This is a genomic window from Variovorax sp. RA8, assembly GCF_901827175.1.
GTDB lineage: Bacteria > Pseudomonadota > Gammaproteobacteria > Burkholderiales > Burkholderiaceae_C > Variovorax.
Window position 1 is genome coordinate 3,495,941 of record NZ_LR594662.1, and the last position, 18,730, is coordinate 3,514,670.

The 18,730-nt window shown below is 69.5% G+C and carries 16 protein-coding genes and 1 pseudogene; 8 read left to right on the top strand and 9 right to left on the bottom strand.

The genetic code is table 11. From position 1 onward, the window contains the following. Window positions 1-69: 69 nt before the first annotated feature. Together E5P3_RS16340 and E5P3_RS16345 are read right to left on the bottom strand one after the other, a co-directional pair. Window positions 70-3,252 carry an efflux RND transporter permease subunit gene (locus E5P3_RS16340; protein WP_162586928.1) on the bottom strand — a complete coding sequence of 1,061 codons (3,183 nt, stop codon included), beginning with the start codon at window positions 3,250-3,252 and terminating at the stop codon, window positions 70-72. Window positions 3,253-3,262: 10 nt separating this feature from the next. Continuing rightward, complete coding sequence (locus E5P3_RS16345) at window positions 3,263-4,432, bottom strand: efflux RND transporter periplasmic adaptor subunit (protein ID WP_162586929.1); 1,170 nt, start codon at window positions 4,430-4,432, stop codon at window positions 3,263-3,265. A 92-nt stretch (window positions 4,433-4,524) separates the two neighbouring features. Here E5P3_RS16345 and hpnC point away from each other — a divergent pair, with 92 nt between their 5' ends. The 3 genes from hpnC to hpnE all read left to right on the top strand — a co-directional run bounded on the left by hpnC (window position 4,525) and on the right by hpnE (window position 7,641). Beyond that, window positions 4,525-5,439, top strand: coding sequence for a squalene synthase HpnC (hpnC, locus tag E5P3_RS16350; protein ID WP_443083286.1), 915 nt, complete (start codon window positions 4,525-4,527; stop codon window positions 5,437-5,439). Then, entirely contained in the window at window positions 5,436-6,275 is an 840-nt protein-coding gene (gene hpnD / locus E5P3_RS16355) for a presqualene diphosphate synthase HpnD (RefSeq protein WP_162586930.1), read from the top strand. The genes hpnC and hpnD overlap by 4 nt, the downstream gene beginning before the upstream one ends. 88 nt (window positions 6,276-6,363) lie before the next feature. Further along, window positions 6,364-7,641 carry a hydroxysqualene dehydroxylase HpnE gene (hpnE, locus tag E5P3_RS16360; protein ID WP_232073162.1) on the top strand — a complete coding sequence of 426 codons (1,278 nt, stop codon included), beginning with the start codon at window positions 6,364-6,366 and terminating at the stop codon, window positions 7,639-7,641. Here the strand turns inward: hpnE and E5P3_RS16365 are convergent. Next, window positions 7,575-8,987 carry a sigma-54 interaction domain-containing protein gene (locus E5P3_RS16365; protein ID WP_162586931.1) on the bottom strand — a complete coding sequence of 471 codons (1,413 nt, stop codon included), beginning with the start codon at window positions 8,985-8,987 and terminating at the stop codon, window positions 7,575-7,577. The two genes, hpnE and E5P3_RS16365, sit on opposite strands and share 67 nt — an antisense overlap. Window positions 8,988-9,001: 14 nt before the next feature. Further along, window positions 9,002-10,332 (bottom strand): annotated as a pseudogene (locus tag E5P3_RS16370) (transporter). A gap of 560 nt (window positions 10,333-10,892) precedes the next feature. On the opposite strand from E5P3_RS16370, the gene E5P3_RS16375 reads away from it, so the two are divergent. The 4 genes from E5P3_RS16375 to E5P3_RS16390 all read left to right on the top strand — a co-directional run bounded on the left by E5P3_RS16375 (window position 10,893) and on the right by E5P3_RS16390 (window position 13,857). Continuing rightward, window positions 10,893-12,164 (top strand): hypothetical protein, encoded by a 1,272-nt coding sequence (locus tag E5P3_RS16375; RefSeq protein ID WP_162586932.1) that lies wholly within the window; start codon window positions 10,893-10,895, stop codon window positions 12,162-12,164. Window positions 12,165-12,255: 91 nt separating this feature from the next. Continuing rightward, complete coding sequence (locus tag E5P3_RS16380; RefSeq protein ID WP_162584105.1) at window positions 12,256-12,603, top strand: hypothetical protein; 348 nt, start codon at window positions 12,256-12,258, stop codon at window positions 12,601-12,603. A gap of 10 nt (window positions 12,604-12,613) precedes the next feature. Then, complete coding sequence (locus tag E5P3_RS16385; protein ID WP_162586933.1) at window positions 12,614-13,297, top strand: C39 family peptidase; 684 nt, start codon at window positions 12,614-12,616, stop codon at window positions 13,295-13,297. Continuing rightward, the gene (locus E5P3_RS16390) at window positions 13,297-13,857 is read left to right on the top strand and encodes a hypothetical protein (RefSeq protein WP_162586934.1); all 561 of its coding nucleotides are present in this window, start codon (window positions 13,297-13,299) and stop codon (window positions 13,855-13,857) included. The genes E5P3_RS16385 and E5P3_RS16390 overlap by 1 nt, the downstream gene beginning before the upstream one ends. 18 nt (window positions 13,858-13,875) lie before the next feature. Here E5P3_RS16390 and E5P3_RS16395 read toward each other — a convergent pair whose 3' ends face one another. Then, the gene (locus E5P3_RS16395; protein ID WP_162586935.1) at window positions 13,876-14,337 is read right to left on the bottom strand and encodes an SH3 domain-containing protein; all 462 of its coding nucleotides are present in this window, start codon (window positions 14,335-14,337) and stop codon (window positions 13,876-13,878) included. Between the two features lie 122 nt (window positions 14,338-14,459). Further along, window positions 14,460-15,185, bottom strand: coding sequence for an HAD family hydrolase (locus E5P3_RS16400; protein WP_162586936.1), 726 nt, complete (start codon window positions 15,183-15,185; stop codon window positions 14,460-14,462). A 15-nt stretch (window positions 15,186-15,200) separates the two neighbouring features. Between E5P3_RS16400 and hemH the strand changes: the two genes are divergently transcribed. Next, window positions 15,201-16,226, top strand: a complete 1,026-nt coding sequence (gene hemH / locus E5P3_RS16405) for a ferrochelatase (protein ID WP_162586937.1) — start codon at window positions 15,201-15,203, stop codon at window positions 16,224-16,226. Window positions 16,227-16,238: 12 nt separating this feature from the next. On the opposite strand, the gene E5P3_RS16410 is transcribed toward hemH, so the two are convergent. Genes E5P3_RS16410 through E5P3_RS16420 form a run of 3 tightly spaced genes read right to left on the bottom strand, consistent with a single transcriptional unit; the run spans window position 16,239 to window position 18,729 of the window. Next, complete coding sequence (locus E5P3_RS16410) at window positions 16,239-16,745, bottom strand: DUF1993 domain-containing protein (protein ID WP_162586938.1); 507 nt, start codon at window positions 16,743-16,745, stop codon at window positions 16,239-16,241. A gap of 47 nt (window positions 16,746-16,792) precedes the next feature. Further along, complete coding sequence (locus tag E5P3_RS16415; RefSeq protein WP_162586939.1) at window positions 16,793-17,668, bottom strand: alpha/beta fold hydrolase; 876 nt, start codon at window positions 17,666-17,668, stop codon at window positions 16,793-16,795. Next, window positions 17,665-18,729, bottom strand: a complete 1,065-nt coding sequence (locus E5P3_RS16420; protein ID WP_174263140.1) for a branched-chain amino acid ABC transporter permease — start codon at window positions 18,727-18,729, stop codon at window positions 17,665-17,667. Before E5P3_RS16420 ends, E5P3_RS16415 begins: the two co-directional genes overlap by 4 nt. Between the last annotated feature and the right edge of the window lies 1 nt (window position 18,730).

The window sequence follows — 18,730 nt, forward strand, 5'->3', positions numbered from 1 at the left end:
GGCCGCCTGCGCATTCGAGAAGCAGCCGGCCGGAAAAGCCGACCGCCTGAAATCGGTCAACCGCGTATTTTAAGCGCGAACCAGAGCCTCTTCGGCCTCCTTGGCCGGGTTGTGCTCATCCCGCCGGACGCGGAACCAGGCCGCGTACATCGCCGGCAGGGCGAGCAGCGTCAGGACCGTGGCAACGATGAGGCCGCCCATGATCGCGATCGCCATCGGCCCCCAGAACACGCTGCGCGACAACGGGATCATTGCCAGCACCGCGGCCGCCGCGGTCAGCACGATCGGCCGCAGCCGGCGCACCGCCGATTCGACGATCGCGTCCCAGGTGGGCACGCCGGCAGCCCGGTCGTGCTCGATCTGGTCGATCAGGATCACCGCGTTGCGCTGGATCATCCCCATCAGCGCGATCACACCCAGCAGCGCGACGAAGCCGAAGGGCCGATTCGACACCAGCAGCGCACCGGCCACGCCCGCGATGCCCAACGGGCCGGTCAAGAAGACCAGCATCGAGCGGCTGAAGCTGTGCAGTTGCAGCATCAGCAGCGTGAACACCAGGAACAGCATGATCGGCACGCCGGCCACGATCGAGGACGAGCCCTTGCTGCTCTCCTCCACCGCCCCCGCCACCTCGATGCGGTAGGCGCCCTGCCCTTCGGCACGCCACTTCGCCTCCAGCTTGCGCAGCGCCGGCAGCAACTGCTCGGTGACGGTGGCGCCCTGCAGGCCCTCGACGATGTCGCCCTGCACGGTGATCGCATAGTCGCGGTTCTCGCGCCACATCACGCCCGGCTCCCAACCGAACACCGGCCTGGCGATCTGCGTCAGCGGGATCGAGCGGCCCGAGCTGGTCGGCAGGTAGGCGTTGCCGATGTCCGAGATCGCCTCGCGCTCGTCGGGCTGCTGGCGCAGCACGATGTCGATCAACAGGTCGTTCTCGCGGTACTGGCCGATGTTGGTGCCACTGAACATGGTGCGCGACGCCTGCGCGATGGCCTGGCTGGTGACGCCGAGGGCGCGTGCCTTGTCCTGGTCCACCTCGAGCCGGATCACCTTGACCGACTCGTTCCAGTTGTCGTTCACGCCGCGCATGTTGGCGTTGTCGCGCATGATCGCCTTGACCTCGTCGGCATGCACGCGCAGCTGCTGCGGCTCCGTGCCGATCACGCGGAACTGCACCGGATAGGCCACCGGCGGACCGTTGGGCAGCAGCTTCACGCGCCCCCGGACCTCGGGGAATTCCTGGGCCAGCAGCCCCGGCAGCTTGAGCCGCACCGACTCGCGGTACTTGAGGTCCTTGGCCAGGAGGATCAACTGCGAGACGTTGGTCTGCGGAAACACCTGGTCCAGGGGCAGGTAGAAGCGCGGCACGCCGGAGCCGACCCAGGTGCTGACGGTGGTGATGCCCTCCTCCTTCAGCAGCCGCTGCTCGACCCGCTTCGTCACCTCCTCGTTGGCTGCGAAAGACGTGCCTTCGGGGAACCACAGCTCGACCATGATCTCGGGGCGGCTGGAGTCGGGGAAAAACTGCTGTTGCACCTTGCCCATGCCGACGATGCCGAGCGCGAAGGTCAGCAGCGTCGCGCCGATGGTCAGCCAGCGGTGCTCGACGCACCAGTTCACCGTGCGCCGGAAGGTGCTGTAGAACGGCGAATCGAACAGCTCGTGCGGTGGCTCCTCCGGGTCGTGCGGCTTCACCTTGAGGAGCAGGGTTCCGAGGTAGGGCACGAAGTACACCGACACCAGCCAGCTCAGCACCAACGCGATCACCGTCACAGCGAAGATCGCGAAGGTGTACTCGCCGGTCACCGACTTGGCGATCCCGATCGGCAGAAAGCCCGCGGCCGTGATCAGCGTACCGGTCAGCATCGGCTTGGCGGTGACGTCGTAGGCGAAGGTTGCAGCGCGCACCTTGTCGTAGCCCTCCTCCATCTTGCGCACCATCATCTCCACCGCGATGATCGCGTCGTCCACCAGCAGGCCGAGCGCGATGATCAGCGAGCCCAGCGAGATCTTGTGCAGCCCGATGCCGAAGTAGTTCATCGCCAGGAAGGTCACGGCCAGCACCAGCGGGATGGTGATCGCCACCACCAGCCCCGGGCGGATGTCGATGTAGTACCCGAAGCGCCCGCCCTTGTGCAGCCCGAGCGAGATGAAGCTCACCGCCAGCACAATCGCCACCGCCTCGATCAACACGCGCACGAACTCGTTGACCGAGGTCGACACGGCCACCGGCTGGTCCTGCACCTGCGCCAGCTTCACGCCCGCGGGCAGGCGCTTGTCGATGTCGGCGGTGGCCGCGCGCAGCGACTTGCCCAGCTCGATGATGTCGCCGCCCTTGGCCATGGAGATGCCCAGCGCGATCACCTCCTTGCCCTGGTGCCGCACCTTGACCTGCGGCGGATCGACGTAGGCGCGCCGGATCTCCGCGATGTCGCCCAGCCGGATCTGGCTGCCTGAACTGCCGCGGATCGGCATAGAGCGCAGTTGCTCCACGTTGGTGAACTGGCCGGCCACCCGCACCTGCAGCACGTCCTGGGGCGCCTGGATCGTGCCGGCGCTCTCGACGGCGTTCTGCTGTCCGAGCTGCGACAGCACGGCGTTGAAGTCCAGCCCCAGCTGCGCCAGGCGCTTCTGCGAGACCTCGACGAAGATCTTCTCGTCCTGCACGCCGAACTGCTCGACCTTGGCCACGTCCTTCACACGCAGCAGCCGCTGGCGCACGTCGTCGGCGAAGGTCTTCAGTTCGGCATAGCTGAAGCCGTCGCTCTCGAGCGCGTAGATCACGCCGTAGACATCGCCGAATTCGTCGTTGAAGAAGGGCCCCTGGATGCCCGCCGGCAGCGTGCCGCGGATATCGCCGATCTTCTTGCGCACGGTGTACCAGACGTTGGCGACATCGCCGGGCTTCGACGAGTCCTTGATCTGGAAGATGATCTGCGACTCGCCCGGCTTGGAGTAGCTGCGGATCTTGTCGGCGTAGGGCGCCTCCTGCAGCGTGCGCTCGAGCCTGTCGGTCACCTGCTCGGCCACCTGCTGCGCCGTCGCGCCCGGCCAGTAGGTGCGCACCACCATCGCGCGAAAGGTGAAGGGGGGGTCCTCGTCCTGGCCCAGCTGGAAGTAGGCCGCAAAGCCCAGCAACATCAGCACCAGCATCAGGTAGCGGGTCAGCGCCGGATGGTCCAGCGCCCATTTCGAGAGATTGAAGCCGGCCTTGCCGGCACCGGAAGCGGTGGTCTCGGAGGACGTCATCCCAACATCCTCAGCGGGTAGAGGAAACCGGCGTGACGTGCCCCGGCGCATTGACGGCTTCCTGCGTCGCCGCGGCAGGCGCCGCCGTCTTCTCGCGGTAGATCGACACCTTCTGTCCCGGCGACAGCACGTGCACGCCGGCCACCACCACCAGCGTTCCCGGCGCGAGGCCGCTGCCGATCACCGCCTCGTTGCCATCCGCGGTCGCCACCTGCACCGGCTGCGAGCGCACCGTCATGCTTGGCTTGTCGAGCACCCAGACCGCGCTGCCCTTGCCTTCCTGGCGCAGGGCGCTGGTCGGCAGCTTCAGCACCGGCGTGCCGCTGCGCGACAGGGCCTGCGGCCGGGCATAGACGGTAGCGCCCAGGGCCGGCGCCGTGGCGGCGTCGATGGCCACCTTGACCGTGTAGGTGCGCGTCACCGCATCGGCGCTGGCCGCCACCTCGCGTACCTTGCCTTGCAATTCCTGGCCGCCCGACCAGCCGCGCACGGCCACCGCCGACCCTGGCGTGACGAGCGCGGCACGGTCTTCCGGCACCGAGAACACCACGTCGCGCGCGCCGTCCTGCGCGATCCGCACGACGGGCGTGCCGGCGGTCACCACCTGGCCCGGCTCCGCCTCGATCGCGGTGATGATGCCCGGCACGTCGGCCACCAGCGTCGTGTACTGCGCCTGGTTGCCCTGCGAGGCCATCTGCGCCTGCGCCTGTTCCAGCTGGGCCTGCGCCGCCTTGTAGGTGCTCTCGCGCCGCTCCAGCTCGGCGGCGCTGATGAAGTTCTGCTCGCGCAGCCCGCGGTAGCGCTTGAGATCGGCCTGCGCCAGGTCGCGGTTGGTGAGTGCGGCAGCATGCTGGGCCCGCGCCGCCTCGGCCGCGAGCCGGTAGTCCTGCGGATCGAGCTGCGCCAGCACCTGGCCGGCCTTCACATGCTGGCCGAGCTCGGCCTGGCGGCGGGTGAGCTTGCCCGCCACGCGGAACCCCAGCCGCGATTCGATCCGGGCGCGCACCTCGGCCGAGAACTCGGGCTCGGTGTCGTAGGCGCTGGTGCCCACCGCCATCACCTTGACCGCGCGCAGCGGCTCCTCGGCGGGCTGGTGACGGGAACAGCCCGCGAGCGCAAGGGCAGCGACGAGCAGGAGGCCGGCATGACGGATGACGGGGGAAGCGGATGACGCGGTCATGGAACACCCTTGGCAGAAGATCGGGGTCATTAATGACCAGCCGGTTAGTAATCTAGGGTAAATGAGAACCGGTGTCAACGACAATCCGGCGCGTGCCTTCCACACCCCACCCCGCCGTCGCTGCGGCACCCGCCCATTACGAGAATTTCCCGGTCGCGTCCTGGCTGTGCCCGCCGCGGTTGCGGCCACCCATCGCGGCGATCTACGCCTTCGCCCGCACGGCCGACGACATCGCCGACGAGGGCGAGGCCGCTGCGACCCAGCGGCTCGAGGACCTGGGCGCCTTTCGCGCCGAGCTTGCTGCCGCGGCGCGCGGTGCTGCGCCTTCGGCGCGCTGGCCCGAGGTCTTCGGCCCGCTGGCGCATGCCATGCGCGACTTCGCCCTGCCCGAGCCCCTGCTGGCCGACCTGCTCTCGGCCTTCATGCAGGACATCGAGAAGACCCGCGACAAGGCGGGCTATGCCGATCGCGCGGAGCTGCTCGACTACTGCCGCCGCTCGGCCAACCCGATCGGGCGGCTGCTGCTGCATCTCTACGGCGTGGACGATGCCCCCGCCCTCGCCCAGAGCGACGCCATCTGCAGCGCCCTGCAGTTGATCAACTTCTGGCAGGACCTGAGCGTCGACCTGCCGCGCGGCCGCGTCTACCTGCCCGCGGCCGACCTCGCGTCGCAGGGTCTTGCGGCCGAGAGCCTGCGCAGCTTCAGGCCGCTGGCCCCGGCCGCGCCGCCGGCACCCGCGCTCGCGCTGGTCGCGGCCCAGGTGGCCTGGGCCCGCGAGCTGATGGACGAAGGCGCGCCGCTGGTACATCGTCTGCGCGGCCGCGCCGGCTGGGAACTGCGCTTCGTGGTGCAGGGCGGCTTGCGCATCCTCGACAGGATCGAGGCGATGGGCTTCGACGCGTGGTCGCGGCGCCCCACCATCGGCAGGACCGATGCACCGCTTCTTGCCTGGCGCGCCTTGCGGATGCGGAGACAATCGCCCGCGATGACGAGATTTCCACGATGACGCCCGAGCAGTACGTCCAGGACAAGGCGGCCGCTTCGGGCAGCAGCTTCTACTACGCCTTCCTGTTTCTCCCCAAGCCGCGGCGTGCCGCCATCACCGCCTTCTACGCCTTCTGCCGCGAGGTCGACGACGTGGTCGACGAGGTCAGCGACCCCGGCGTCGCCGCCACCAAGCTGGCCTGGTGGCGCAAGGAGGTCGCACAGGCTTTCGACGGCCACCCCCAGCATCCGGTCATGCAGGCGCTGATGCCGCACGCCGAGGTCTACGGCATCGAGGCGCGCCAGCTGCAGGAGGTGATCGACGGCTGCCAGATGGACCTGGACCAGACCCGCTACCTCGACTTCGCGGCCCTGAAGCGCTACTGTCACCTCGTGGCCGGCGTGGTGGGCGAAGGCGCGGCGCGCATCTTCGGCCAGACCGACGCGCAGACCACCGCCTATGCCCACAAGCTCGGCCTGGCGCTGCAGCTCACCAACATCATCCGCGACGTCGGCGAGGACGCGCTGCGCGGGCGCATCTACCTGCCGGTCAACGAGCTGCAGCAGTTCGACGTCAAGGCGCACGAGGTGCTCAACCGCCTGCACTCGGAGCGCTTCGTCGCCCTGATGAAATTCCAGGCCCAGCGCGCCCACGCGGCCTACGAGGAGGCCCTCGCCTTGCTGCCCGCGGCCGACCGGCGCGCGCAGAAGCCCGGCCTGATGATGGCCAGCATCTATCGCACCCTGCTGCGCGAGATCGAGCGAGATGACTTCAAGGTGCTGGACCAGCGCGTGAGCCTGACCCCGCTGCGCAAGCTCTGGCTGGCTTGGCGCGTGCAGGCGCTCGGCAAACTATGACAGCCCCCCGGCTTGCCACTTCGTGTGCTGCGCCACCCCCCGAGGGGGAGGCGCGCCTCGCCTTGGGGCGGCCCGGCGGCGGCCGCCTGTGACGAAGAACATCGCCGTCATCGGCGCAGGCTGGGCCGGCCTGGCCTGCGCCATCGAGGCCACGCGCGCCGGCCACGCGGTGACCGTGTTCGAGGCCGCGCGCACCCTCGGCGGCCGCGCACGCGCCCTGCCCGCGCAATTGCCGGGCGGCGAACCGGTCGTGCTCGACAACGGCCAGCACATCCTGATCGGCGCCTACAGCGCGACCCTCGGCCTCATGCGGGAGCTGGGCATCGATCCCGAGGCGGTGCTGCAACGGATGCCGCTGCGGCTGCGATTCGCCGACGGCGGCGGGCTCGCCGTGCCGCCCGGCTGGCCGCCGCCGCTGGACCTGCTGGCCGGCATCCTCGGTGCACGCGGCTGGTCGTGGCGCGACAAGGCCTCACTGGCGCGCCGCGCGCTCGCATGGCGCGCAGCTGGCTTTCTCTGTGACCCGCAGACCTCGGTCGACCAGCTGTGCGCTGGCCTGACGCCGCGCGTGCGGCGCGAGCTGGTCGAGCCGCTGTGCATCTCGGCACTCAACACGCCCCTCGAGCGCGCCAGCGGCCAGGTCTTCCTGCGCGTGCTGCACGATGCCCTCTTCACCGAACGCGGCGGCGCCGACCTGCTCCTGCCTCGCGTCGACCTGGGCGCCCTGCTGCCCGACGCGGCGGCGCACTGGCTGGCGAAGCACGGCACGCGGCTGCACACCGGCAAGCGCGTGCAAGCCATCGGCCGCGACAACACGGGCTGGCAGGTCGACGGCGAGCGCTTCGACCGCGTGGTGCTCGCCTGCCCGCCCTGGGAGGCCGCGCGCCTCGCAGAATGCGCCGGCCTGCTCGAGGCCGCCGGCTGGTCGCGATCGGCCCAGGCGCTGGAGCACGAAGCCATCGCCACCGTCTACGTCGCAGGTGGCGCGGCGCTCCCCGAGCCGCTGCTCGCGCTGCGATCGTCCGCCGGCGCGCCCGCCCAGTTCGTCTTCGACCGCGGTCAGCTCGGCGGCCCGCAGGGCCTGCTGGCCTTCGTGGTCAGCGCCAGCAGCGAGGCGCGCGAGCTGCTGCAGCAGCAGGTCGTGGCGCAGGCCCGCGAGCAGCTCGGGCTTGCCGATCTGCAGCCGCTGCTGACGGTTGTCGAGAAGCGCGCCACCTTCGCCTGCACGCCGGGGCTCGAGCGCCCGCCCGCCCGCATCGCGGCGGGCCTCCTGGCTTGCGGCGACTATGTCGAGGGTCCCTACCCGGCGACGATCGAAGGCGCGGTGCGCAGCGGCAAGGCCGCCGGGGCCCTCGGGCCCGCATAGGGGGCCTGCGGCGCGGCCGGCGAGATGCAGTGCTTGACCATCAGGCGGTACAGGGTCATGCGCGACACGCCGAGCTCGCGCGCCGCACGCGTCACGTTGCGCCCCACGCGCGTCAGCGTCAGGCAGATGGCGTCGCGCTCGGCCAGCGTACGGGCCGTATCCAGCTCCAGGCATGCCGGGCTCTCCACCTCGGCCAGCCCGAGGTCGGCCGGGCCGATCAGCCGCAGCTCGCTCATCACCACCGCCCGCTGCACGCGGTTGTAGAGCTCACGCACGTTGCCGGGCCAGCCGTGCGCCATCATGGCCGACAGCGCCTGCCGGCTGAAGCCCTGCACGCGAGTCTTGCCGGTGGCCGCGCAGCACCGGAAGAAGTGCTCCGCAAGCATTGGCACGTCCTCCATCCGGCGGCGCAGCGGCGTCAGTTCGAGGGACAGCACGTTGAGCCGGTAGAACAGGTCGTCGCGGAACCGCCCCACGGCGACCGCCTCCGCCAGGTCCACGTGCGAGGCCGCGACCACCCGGACATCCACGCGCAGGCTGCGTACGCCGCCGACGCGGCTGATGGTCTTCTCCTGCAGGAAGCGCAGCAGGTTGGTCTGCAGCTCCAGCGGCAGGTCGCCGATCTCGTCGAGGAAGATGGTGCCGCCATTGGCCGCCTCGATCAGCCCGCGGCGCTCCGACGAAGCGCCGGTGAAGGCGCCGCGCTCGTGGCCGAACAGCTCCGACTGGATCAGCGAGGGAGAGATGGCGCCGCAATTGACCGCCACGAAAGGCCCCGCCGAGCGCAGCGAGCATTGATGGATGGCGCGCGCCGCCAGCTCCTTGCCGCTGCCGCTCTCGCCGCCGATCAGCACCGGCGCATCGGTCGCTGCCACCCGTCGGATCTGCTTGCGCAGGCGCGTGATGGCCGGGCCCTGCCCCACCATGCCCAGCGTGTCGGCCGCATGCGTCTGGGTCTCGTGCCGTCGCCGCAGCAGCGCGCGGCGGGCGGCATGCTCCATCATGAGCGTCAGCTCGCGAGCGTCCGGCGGCAATAGCGCGTGGTCGAAGAAGCAGCCCAGCACCAGGTCGCGAAAGCCCGGGGACTCCAACGCGCAGGGCCCGCACACCACCACCCACTCGGTGCCCTTCGAGGCATTGACGCAGGCCTCGATCGCCGCCTCCGGCACCGGCAGCGAATCGCCGATGACCAGCAGTGCTACCGGGAAGCGCCGATGCGTTTGCAGCCGGCTCGCGGCTGCCAGGTCTGCGGCCTGCGCAATTTCCCAGCCGCCGGCAAGCAGCGCGTCGCGCAGTTCGCGTGAATCGCCGCCGAGTGCGACGTACAGGAGGGTGAGGTGCTGCATGGCGCGCTTGAGAACTAGAAGGACATCGGCAGCCGAACGGTCAGGGTGAGGTCGGGCGTGTCGCGCGTCAGCCCGGCTCCTACCGTCACGTTCAGCGAGGTCTTGTCGCTGATGCGATAGGCATAGCCCAGCTGGAGCGACGCCAGCTGCGTGCGCACCGATGTCACGACCGGCATGCCGTTCTGCGTGGTCTTGCCGATGGAGTTCAGGTCCACGCCGACGCTGAAGGAGGAACGCTCGTTGAGTGCCAGCCCCATGCCGAAGTTGACGCCGAAGACGTTGCCCGGCTTGACGTTGCCGTGAACTCGCGCTCGCCGTTGAGCACCACCCGGCTGAGGTTGTCGCGGCCCGCGTTGTAGGTGTAGGTGAAGCTGCCGAAGAACACGGCCGGATCGGAGGGCATCAGCCAGGTCAGCCCCGCCTGCAGCGAATAGAAGCCGGAGCCGGTCGGCAGGTCCAGCGGCAGGCCGGTTCCGGTGGTGTTGCCGATGCAGCGCGTGACGCAGTCGGTCACCACCTCGAAGGGGTCCTTGCCGGTGCGGGTCTTGAAGCGCAGCGAACCGATCATGTAGGGCCAGTCGCCCTTGCCCTCGTTGAGCTGGTAGCGCGCCGCCAGCTCGACGTCGCCGATCGAGTTGCCCCGCGTGTCGAACACGCGCTCGTTGGCCGAGCCGGTGAAGATCTCGCGGCTGATGGTGGAGTCGGAACGATGGACGTAGGGAATCTTGGCCTCGAGCTCGAGCCGGTTCGTGACGCCCCAGCGCCCGGTCGCCGCCGCCGTCACCGTGTTGCGCTTGACCTCCCGCACATCGACCAGGCCGATCAGCAAGGCAGGAATCACGGTGTAGCCCACCAGGGCGACGCGATTGTTCGACGAATACGCGTACTGCAGAGAAGGCTCGAAGACGAACTTGCCGCGCGGCGTGAGGATGCCCGGCTGGTCGAACAGCGGCGCGACTTCGGGCATCGCTGACCCTTCGGTGCTGGGCGCCACGCCGACGCGCACGGGCCGCGTTCCGGTGTCTGGCGCTGCAGCCGTGGCGGCCGCGGGGGTGGGAGAGGTCGGAAGTGGCACCTCGGTCCGCTGCGGTGCACTGCGCGCCTCCTGGGTCTGCAGGCGCTCTTGCAGCGCGCGGTAGTGGGCCTCCTGTTCCTGCGCCTGCTGCCGCAACGCTTCGATCTGCCGACCCTGCTCCTGCAACTGCTGCTGGAGGGCCTCGACGCGCTTGGCGGTGCTCTGCGTCCGAGCGGCCGCTCCGCCCTGCGCCTGTGCGACGGCGCCGGACATGACCATCGACGAACAGGCAAGGAACGCCAGCGTCCTGCACGGGTGACTCGTCTCCATGTGACCCCTCCCTTGTTGCTTGTTCGCTGCGGGTGATGTCGCGCCGAAGCGTAAACGCATCTTTCAAATCGCTGCAAGATGCAAGTTGAAAACAAAGGTAATGATGACGGCTCCTCGGCCGGCGGGGTGTCTCAGATCTGATGCACTCGGCCCTCGCGCACAAACCGGTTCGAAGCGCGGCGCATCGCAAGGCCAGACGCCGGATTGCAGTCGCTGCGCCCGGGGCGCGAAGGCGATGTTGTTCGAGCGGGCTGTCACAGCCGCGAGACGGCCGAAGGGCATAGCGTGCCAGACGGCCCGGCAGTTCACCGAGCCAGACACCCCCGGCGGCCTGCACGCCATGCCGGGACTACCGTCAACTCTTCGTGACAAATCGCAATTCGCAAGCGCCCTGCGGCCCGGAACGAGGAGTTGCGGGCGCTCCGTGCATGCACCTCTTCCCTCGGAAAAGGCAAGGTTCGCAACGAGCCGCAAGCCACTGGCATCGAAGTTGCACGGTGCCCTGCGATTGCGGCGACGCAATTCATTCTGAGCTTTGTCCATCAACAGTTGGAGACCTTATGAAGAAGACAATCCTGGCTTCGGCCCTGACAGTTGCGTTCGGGTTCAGTGGTACTGCGCTCGCCAACGACTCGGACCGACTCTCGCTTCAATTGACTGGCGAGGGCGACAACACGAGCACTGCCACAAGTACACGCACGAGCACCAGCACGCGCACAAGCACGCGCACCGACAGCAGCACCAACAAGGACTCGGGTGACGCCTATGCCAACGCCACGCGCTCGGCGGCGCTCAACAACGGCTCCACCGGCACCTTCAGCAACGCCTTCAACGTGACGAAGGCCACGGCAAGCAGCAACCTCAGCGGCACGGTGAGCGGCAACAGCATCTACGGCATCGGCAACCATGCCCTCAACGTCGGCTCGGCTGCAGGCGGCGACGGCAAGGGCGGCTATGGCGGCGTGGGCCGCGGCGGCACTGCCAGTGGAAGCGGCCAGGGCGGCAACGGCGCGGTCGGCAATGGCGCAGTTGGCGCGGCGGGCGGCACCGCATCCAACGGCGCGATCAACCATGGCAGCGCGACCAATGGCAGCGCCCGCGCCGGCAGCGGCGGCTGGGGCGACGGGGGCAGAGCGAACGGCCTGAATGCCAGCGGCCTCGTGCGCGCGAACGGCGCCAGCGGTGGCGACGGCGCTGCAGACGCGGCGGCAGCCGGCGGCAGCGGCGGCAACGGCGGCTCGTCCGGCAGTGCCAACGGCACGGGCGGTTCCCCAAGCGCGAACGGCAACGGTATCGCCGGCTCGGGCGGTGGTTCGGCCGGCGAGGCCAATGGCACCGCCGGCACGACCGGTGCGGGCGGCGCGGGCGGCGCAGGCAATGCGGCGGCGTCAGCCTCGTCCGGTGCGGGCGGCGCAGGCGGCGCGGGCGGCACGGCGACCAGCACCAACAGCGGCAGCCGCACGGGCGGCGCGGGCACCGGCGGCGCCGGCGGCGCGGCGACCAACGGCAGCGCCACCAACGGCAGCGCCAGCAACGGCAACAACACCGCGGGCAGCGGCGGCTCGGGCGGCAGCGGCACCGGTGGAGCGGGCGGCGCGGGCAGCGGCGGCACGAACACCGCGCATGGCGGCACCGGCGGCGTGGGCGAAGGCGGCACGGGTGGCGCGGGCGGGACCAACACGGTCAACGCCGGCACCTTCAACATGTCGAACACCATGACGAGCGTCGGGCAGTCGGCCGCCGGCATCATGATCGCGAACCAGAACAGCGGCCTCTCGTCGCTGGTCCAGCAGAGCGTGAATGTGCAGGCCAACCTGTCCGTGGGACGCTAGACGTTAGCGGAGAGAGCGGAGGACCTCCGCGCGGCCTGCAGCAATGCTGCGGCCGCGCGGACGGTTGCCGCTTGTCCGCCGGAGAGACACCATGAAATCCATCGCACTCTCCCGATCCGCCGGCGCGATCCTGCTGGCCTTCGCGCTCGCGGCTGCCGCTGCGGCGCAGACCTCGGTGGCGCCTAAGGAAACGAATGCGCCCTGGAAACCCGTCGACGCCAAGGCGCTGGACAAGTACCGAGGCGGGCAGTCGGTCAGCAACGAGATGGAACTGAGCGGCGTCACCGCCGGCAACGCGGCGCACAACGTTGCGACCGGCAACAACGCGATCAGCTCCGGCTCCTTCGCCAACATGAACGGCCTGCCGGTGGTGATTCAGAACACCGGCGCCAACGTGCTGATCCAGAACGCGGTCATCCTGCACCTGCAGATGAACTGAGGAAGCGGCGATGCGCAGCCTGCTGCTCACCCTCGCCCTCGCCCTCCCGGCCGCCGGCCCGGCCGCGGCTCAGCTCGCGCACCTGCCCGCAATGGGCTCGGGCGACGTCATCATGCCGGTCACCAGCATGCGCCAGGCGCGATTGGCCAGCACATTGCTGCAGAAGTACGACTTCTCCTGCGGGTCGGCGGCGGTCGCGACCTTGCTCACCCATCACTACGGCTATCCGGTGACGGAGCAGGTGGTGTTCGAGCAGATGTACGCGCGCGGCAACCGGCAGAAGATCCATCGCGAGGGCTTCTCGCTGCTCGACATGAAGAACTTCCTGGCGGCGCACGGCTTCCAGGCCGACGGATTCGAGCAGCCGCTCGACAAGCTCAACGAGGCGCGCGTACCCGCAATCGTGCTGATCAACGAGAACGGCTACCACCATTTCGTCGTCATCAAGGGCGTGCAGCGCGACCGCGTGCTGATCGGCGACCCGGCCCAGGGCACGCGCGCGATGCGTCGCGAGGCCTTCGAGGCGATCTGGAAGAACGGCCTGCTCTTCGTGATCCACAACCGGATGGAGAAGGCGCGCTTCAACCTCGCGTCCGACTGGCGGGTGGCGCCGCGCGCGCCGCTGGGCGGCGGTGTCAATCGCGACGGCATGGCCGGCATCACGCTGCCAAAGCTGGGGCCAGGGGAGTTCTGATGAGCCCCGCACCGCCGCCCGAAGAGGCTCGCACCGCAGCCGAAGGCGAAGGTGGAGGCGAAGGTTGCCTTGTCAGACGCGCCGCGCCGCTGCTGCTGGGCGCCCTGCTCAGCCTGGCCCCGGCGCTCCCGGCGCGAGCCGATGCGATCTGGCAGGCGGTGAGCAACCGTACGCTGGACAGCCAGCGCGGCGGCTTCGACGTCGGCGGCGGCCTGCTGGTGAGCTTCGGCATCACCCGCGCCGTCTACGTCAACGGCGACCTGGTGACCCAGACCTCTCTCAACTTCGGCCGCGTTGCCGACCTCACGCCGGCGCAGGCCACCCAGCTCGCCCGGCAGATGACGGCCCTCAACCTGGTCCAGGTCGGGCCGGGCAACAGCGTCGCGAGGGACGTGCTGGCCGGCGGCACGGGCACGATCATCCAGAACACGCTGAACAACCAGCACATCGTGAACCAGACCGTGATCGACGCCCGCAGCAACGCGATGGGCATGATCAAGAACCTCAATATCCAGAACACGCTGAGCGATGCGCTGAACCGCTCGGCCGCGGGGCGTTGACAGGCCCTCGGCGCCTTCCTACCAGCCCCAGAGCAGCCGCCGCGCCACCCAGCCCGTGGTGCCGCGGGCAAGGCGCACCTTGACCCATTCGCCGCGGCGCTGCAACGTGCGCAGCACGTCGCCGTAGCGCGCCTTGCCAACGATGCGGCCTCGCGTGCTCGGCGTGCTGCGCAGGTTCGCGGCGCTCGCCGTCACGATGTGATGGGGCGTTCGCTTCGTCCGCGAGCTCAGCACCCAGGCCCGGTCGTTCTCGAAGTCGCGCACCCGCAGCCATGCACCCCTGCGGCCGACGATTTCGAGCGGATAGCCGCGGCTCACGATCCACGCCGTGTCGTAACGGCTGCCGGGTCCGCTGCGAAGGTTCACCTCGTCGCGTACGGCGCTGACCATCTCGCGGGCCTGCGCCGCGAGCGGCAAGGCGAACGACAGCAGCGTGAGAAAGGCAAGGAGAAATGCAGGCAGGCGGCGGGCGTCGATCATTCGGTGGAATCCTTTCCGGAGTTATGAAGAAGAGATGAAGACAGGCCGCGTCACGTCGGCGCGGCCAGCCCTTCAGGGCCTCCTCGTCCGCAGAAGTTCCGCCGAATGGATGCGGGAAATCCTCAGGCCGGATCCAGCGCCCGGCACAGCGCATGCAAGTCGGGCACGATCAGCTGCGGCCGCGCGTCGTGCTCCCAGGGCCGTTCCTCGCGCACCAGCCAGGCCGCCTGCATGCCCGCGCCGAGGGCGCCCACCACATCCAACGCCGCATCGTCGCCGACATGCAGCACGTTCTCGGGGAGCAGCCCGACCGAAGCGGCAGCGGCGCGGAAGATCGCCGGGTGCGGCTTGCCGCGGCCGAACTCGCGGGCACTGAAGGCGGCGCGGAACCAGCGCCCCACCCCGGCCAAGTGGATATCGGCATTGCCGTTGGAGACTGCGACGAGCGGGTAGCGCTCGCTGAGCCATTCGAGCGCGGGCAAGGCGTCGTCGTAGAGCGTCACGCGCTGGCGCTCGGCGAAGAAGACTTCGAAGGCCGGGTCGGCCAGTGCCGGGTCCTCGTGCGCGCGCTTGAGCGCGGTGCGGATGGATTCGCGGCGCAGCGCGCTCAGGTCGTGCGCCAGGTCGGAACGCTCCTTCTCGGTGGCCTCGCGGAGTTCGCGCAGCACGCCGGGTGTGATGAGCAGGTTCGCGGTCTTCGGCGCCTCGCGCAGCAGCCATTCGTGGAGGGCGCGCTCGGCACGCTCGATGGTGGGCCAGATGGGCCAGAGCGTCTCGTCGAGGTCGAGGGAGATCGCGGCAATGCGCTTCACGTCGAGCGCCGGTGAGTCGGGGGTGGCATGGGGCATGGCCGAGAATAGCGCATGCCTTTTCGCCCCGAAGCTCCTGCCGCCCAAGACCAGGAGCGCACTGCCGTGCTCTGGTGCAACCTCGGATCGCCCGACGAACCCACCGCGCGGGCGGTGCGTCCGTACCTGGCCGACTTCCTCGGCGACCCACGCGTGGTCGAGATTCCGAAGGCGCTCTGGGCGCCGATCCTGTACGGCATCATCCTGCGCACGCGGCCGGCCAAGTCGGCGGCCAAGTACGCCAGCGTCTGGATGCCCGAGGGCGCGCCGCTGAAGGTCTGGACGCAGAAGCAGGCCCGGCTGCTGGCCGGCTGGCTGGGCGAGCGCGGCCACCGCGTAACGGTGCGCGAGGCCATGCGCTACGGCCAGCCTTCGATCGCTGCGCAGCTCGATGCCCTCAAGGCCGAAGGTGTGACGCGGGTGCTGGTGCTGCAGGCCTACCCCCAGTACTCCGGCACCACCACCGCCAGCGTGATCGATGCGGTCAATGCCTGGAGCGCGCGCATGCGCCGCGTGCCGGAGTTCCGCTTTGTCAACGACTACCACGACGAGCCGCTCTACATCGAGGCGCTGGCCCGCAGCGTCGAGGACCACTGGAAGCACCATGGCCGGCCCGACCGGCTGCTGATGAGCTTCCACGGGATTCCGGAACGCAACATCCGCCTCGGGGATCCTTACCAGGCGCATTGCCTGACGACGGCGCGCCTCCTGGTCGAACGCCTGGGACTTGCGGAGTCGCAGTACAGCGTCACCTTCCAGTCACGCTTCGGCCGCGCGAAATGGCTGGAGCCCTACACCGAGCCCACGCTGCGCGAGCTGGGCGCATCGGGCGTCGCGCGCGTCGACGTGCTGTGCCCCGGCTTCCCGGCCGACTGCCTGGAGACGCTGGAAGAGATCGCGATGGAAGGCCGCGACGCCTTCCTGCAGGCGGGCGGCAAGGAGTTCCACTACATTCCCTGCCTCAACGACCGCGGCGACTGGATCACGGCGCTGGCGGCCATCGCCGAGCGCCATCTGAGCGGGTGGCCGACTCGGGCCTGAATCCCGTATTCCTCAGAACCGCCCCAGGTAGTCCATCTTTCCCAACGGTACGCCGCTGTGCCGCAGCACGTCGTAGGCGGTGGTCACGTGGAAGAAGAAGTTGGGCAGCGCGAACTGCAGCACGTAGCGCTGCGCGGTGAAGTTCAGTTCGTTGCCGCGTGCCTTCATCGTGACGGGGCGGTCTTCGAAGCCGTCGACCAACCCGCGGTCCACGCTCTGCAGATAGTCGACCGTCTTCGCGACGCGGGCCTGCAATTCCGGATAGGTGGTCTCGGTGTCGGGAAAGCTCGGCGCCGTGAGGCCGGCGATCCGCGCCGTGCCCAGCTTGGAAGCGTCGCTCGCGCTCTGGATCTGGCCCGCAAGCGTGAACATGTCGGGCGCGAGCCGCGCATTGACCAGCACCGTGGGATCGATGCCCGAGGCCTGCGCATGCGCGAGACCCTTGTCGAGCAGATGCGAAAGCTGGCCGAGTCCGCGGAGAAAGACCGGGACCGAGATGTCGTAGAACGAGAGCGCCATCGATGACTCCGAGTTGATTCGGGGTCCGATTGTGGCGAGCTTGTGCACTACGCGCCGGCGGCGCGGACAAAGGCCTCGATCGGCTCGAGATGAGCGGGCACGTTCAGCGCCGGCGCGTGACCGCAGCCCGGCACCTCGATGATCTGCAGGCGCCCTGCCGCCCCCGGGCCACGGCGCTGCATCTCGGCCAGCGTTTCGGGCAGCACCAGGTCGGAATCCACCCCGCGCAGGCACAGCAGCGGCACTTCGATCGCATCGTAGTGCGGCCACAGCACGTAGTCCTCCGGGTGCGCGACGAACTGCCGCACCATGGCCGGGTCGTAGTGCGGTGTCACGCGGCCGTCGGGCAGGCGCCGCGTGGAGGTCTCGGCCAGGCGCCGCCACTGCGCGTCGCTGAGCCAGCCGTAGGGCTTGTAGACCGTGCGGAAGAAGGCCTCGAGCTCGGTCACCGTGTCGAAGGCCGGCGGCTGGCCGGCATAGGAGCGGATGCGCTCGACCGCCGCATCCGCGATCTGCGGCGCGTTGTCGTTGAGCACCAGGCTGGCGATGCGCGCCTTCATGCGCGGCTCGACCAGCCCGCCCGCGCAGACCATGCCGATGGCGCCGCCCATCGAGGTGCCGACCCAGTGCACCCGCTCGAGCGCCAGCGCATCGCACAGGCCCGCCGCGAGGCGCGCGTAGAAGGCCAGCTGGTATTCGTCGTCGGGCACCGGGCTCCACTGGCTCAATCCGCGGCCGAGGGTGTCGGGGCAGACCACGCGGAAGCCGCGCTCGGAGAAATGCACGGCCAGCTCGTCCATGTCGCGGCAGGTGCGCGCCAGGCCGTGCCAGGCGACGACCACCGGATCGCCCTGCCCGCCCCAGTCCATCCAGTGGATCTCGCGGCCGGCGATCTGCAGGTAGTTCGATGTCGGTGCGTTCATCGCTGGGCCCTCGCGCGAAGCCGGCCGACGATGCCGGTCGGGAAGTAATAGACAGAGAGCACGAAGAGCAGGCCCAGCCAGAGCAGCCAGCGGTCCGGCGACAGCAGCGCCGCCAGCCAGGAGACGCTGCTTACCGCCTCGCTGCCCAGCCGCAGCAGGTCCTGCAGGTAGCTCTGCGCCACCACGAAGAGCGCGGCGCCGATGGCCGCGCCGTACATCGTGCCCATGCCGCCGATCACCACGATCAGCAGCACGTCGATCATGATCTCGAAGGACAGCGAGGTGTCCGGCCCGTTGTAGCGCAGCCAGATCGCCAGCATCGCGCCGGCCAGCGTGGCGAACAGTGCCGACAGCACCGAGGCGGTGGTGCGGTAGACCACCACCCGGTAGCCGATGGCCTCGGCGCGGAACTCGTTCTCGCGGATGGCCTGCAGCACGCGGCCGAACGGCGAGTTGACGATGCGCAGCAGCGCCAGCACCAGCACCACCGCGGCGACGAAGAGCAGGTAGTAGCACAGCAGGCGGCCGTCGAGCGAGACGCCGAGGAATGGCTCCTCGGCGAACTCGAAGGACGGCGAGATCAGCTCCGGCAGCTTGAAGGTCAGCCCGTCCTCGCCGCCGGTGAAATCCGACAGCTGCGAGGCCAGCGTCTGGAAGGCCGAGGCCACTGCCAGCGTGATCATCGCGAAGAAGATGGCCCGCACGCGCAGCGAAAACAGGCCGATGGCGAGCGACAGCAGCAGCGACACGACCAGCGCCGCGCCCAGCCCCAGCAGCAACGCGCCCCAGCCCGGCCCCAGCCGCGTCGCGGAGATCGCGATGCCATAGGCCCCGATGCCGAAGAACATGGTGTGGGCGAAGCTCACGATACCGGTGTAGCCCAGCAGCAGGTCGAAGCTCGCGACCAGCACGATGAACACCAGCACCTTGGCCGCGACGCTCAGCGCCTTGACGCCCGGGAAGACGAAGGGCGCGAAGGCGAGCCCGATCAGCAGCAGCACCAGCAGCACGGCCAGGACGCGGCTGCGCGGGAGCTCGTTGGAGAGGAGGCGGCTCAGCATC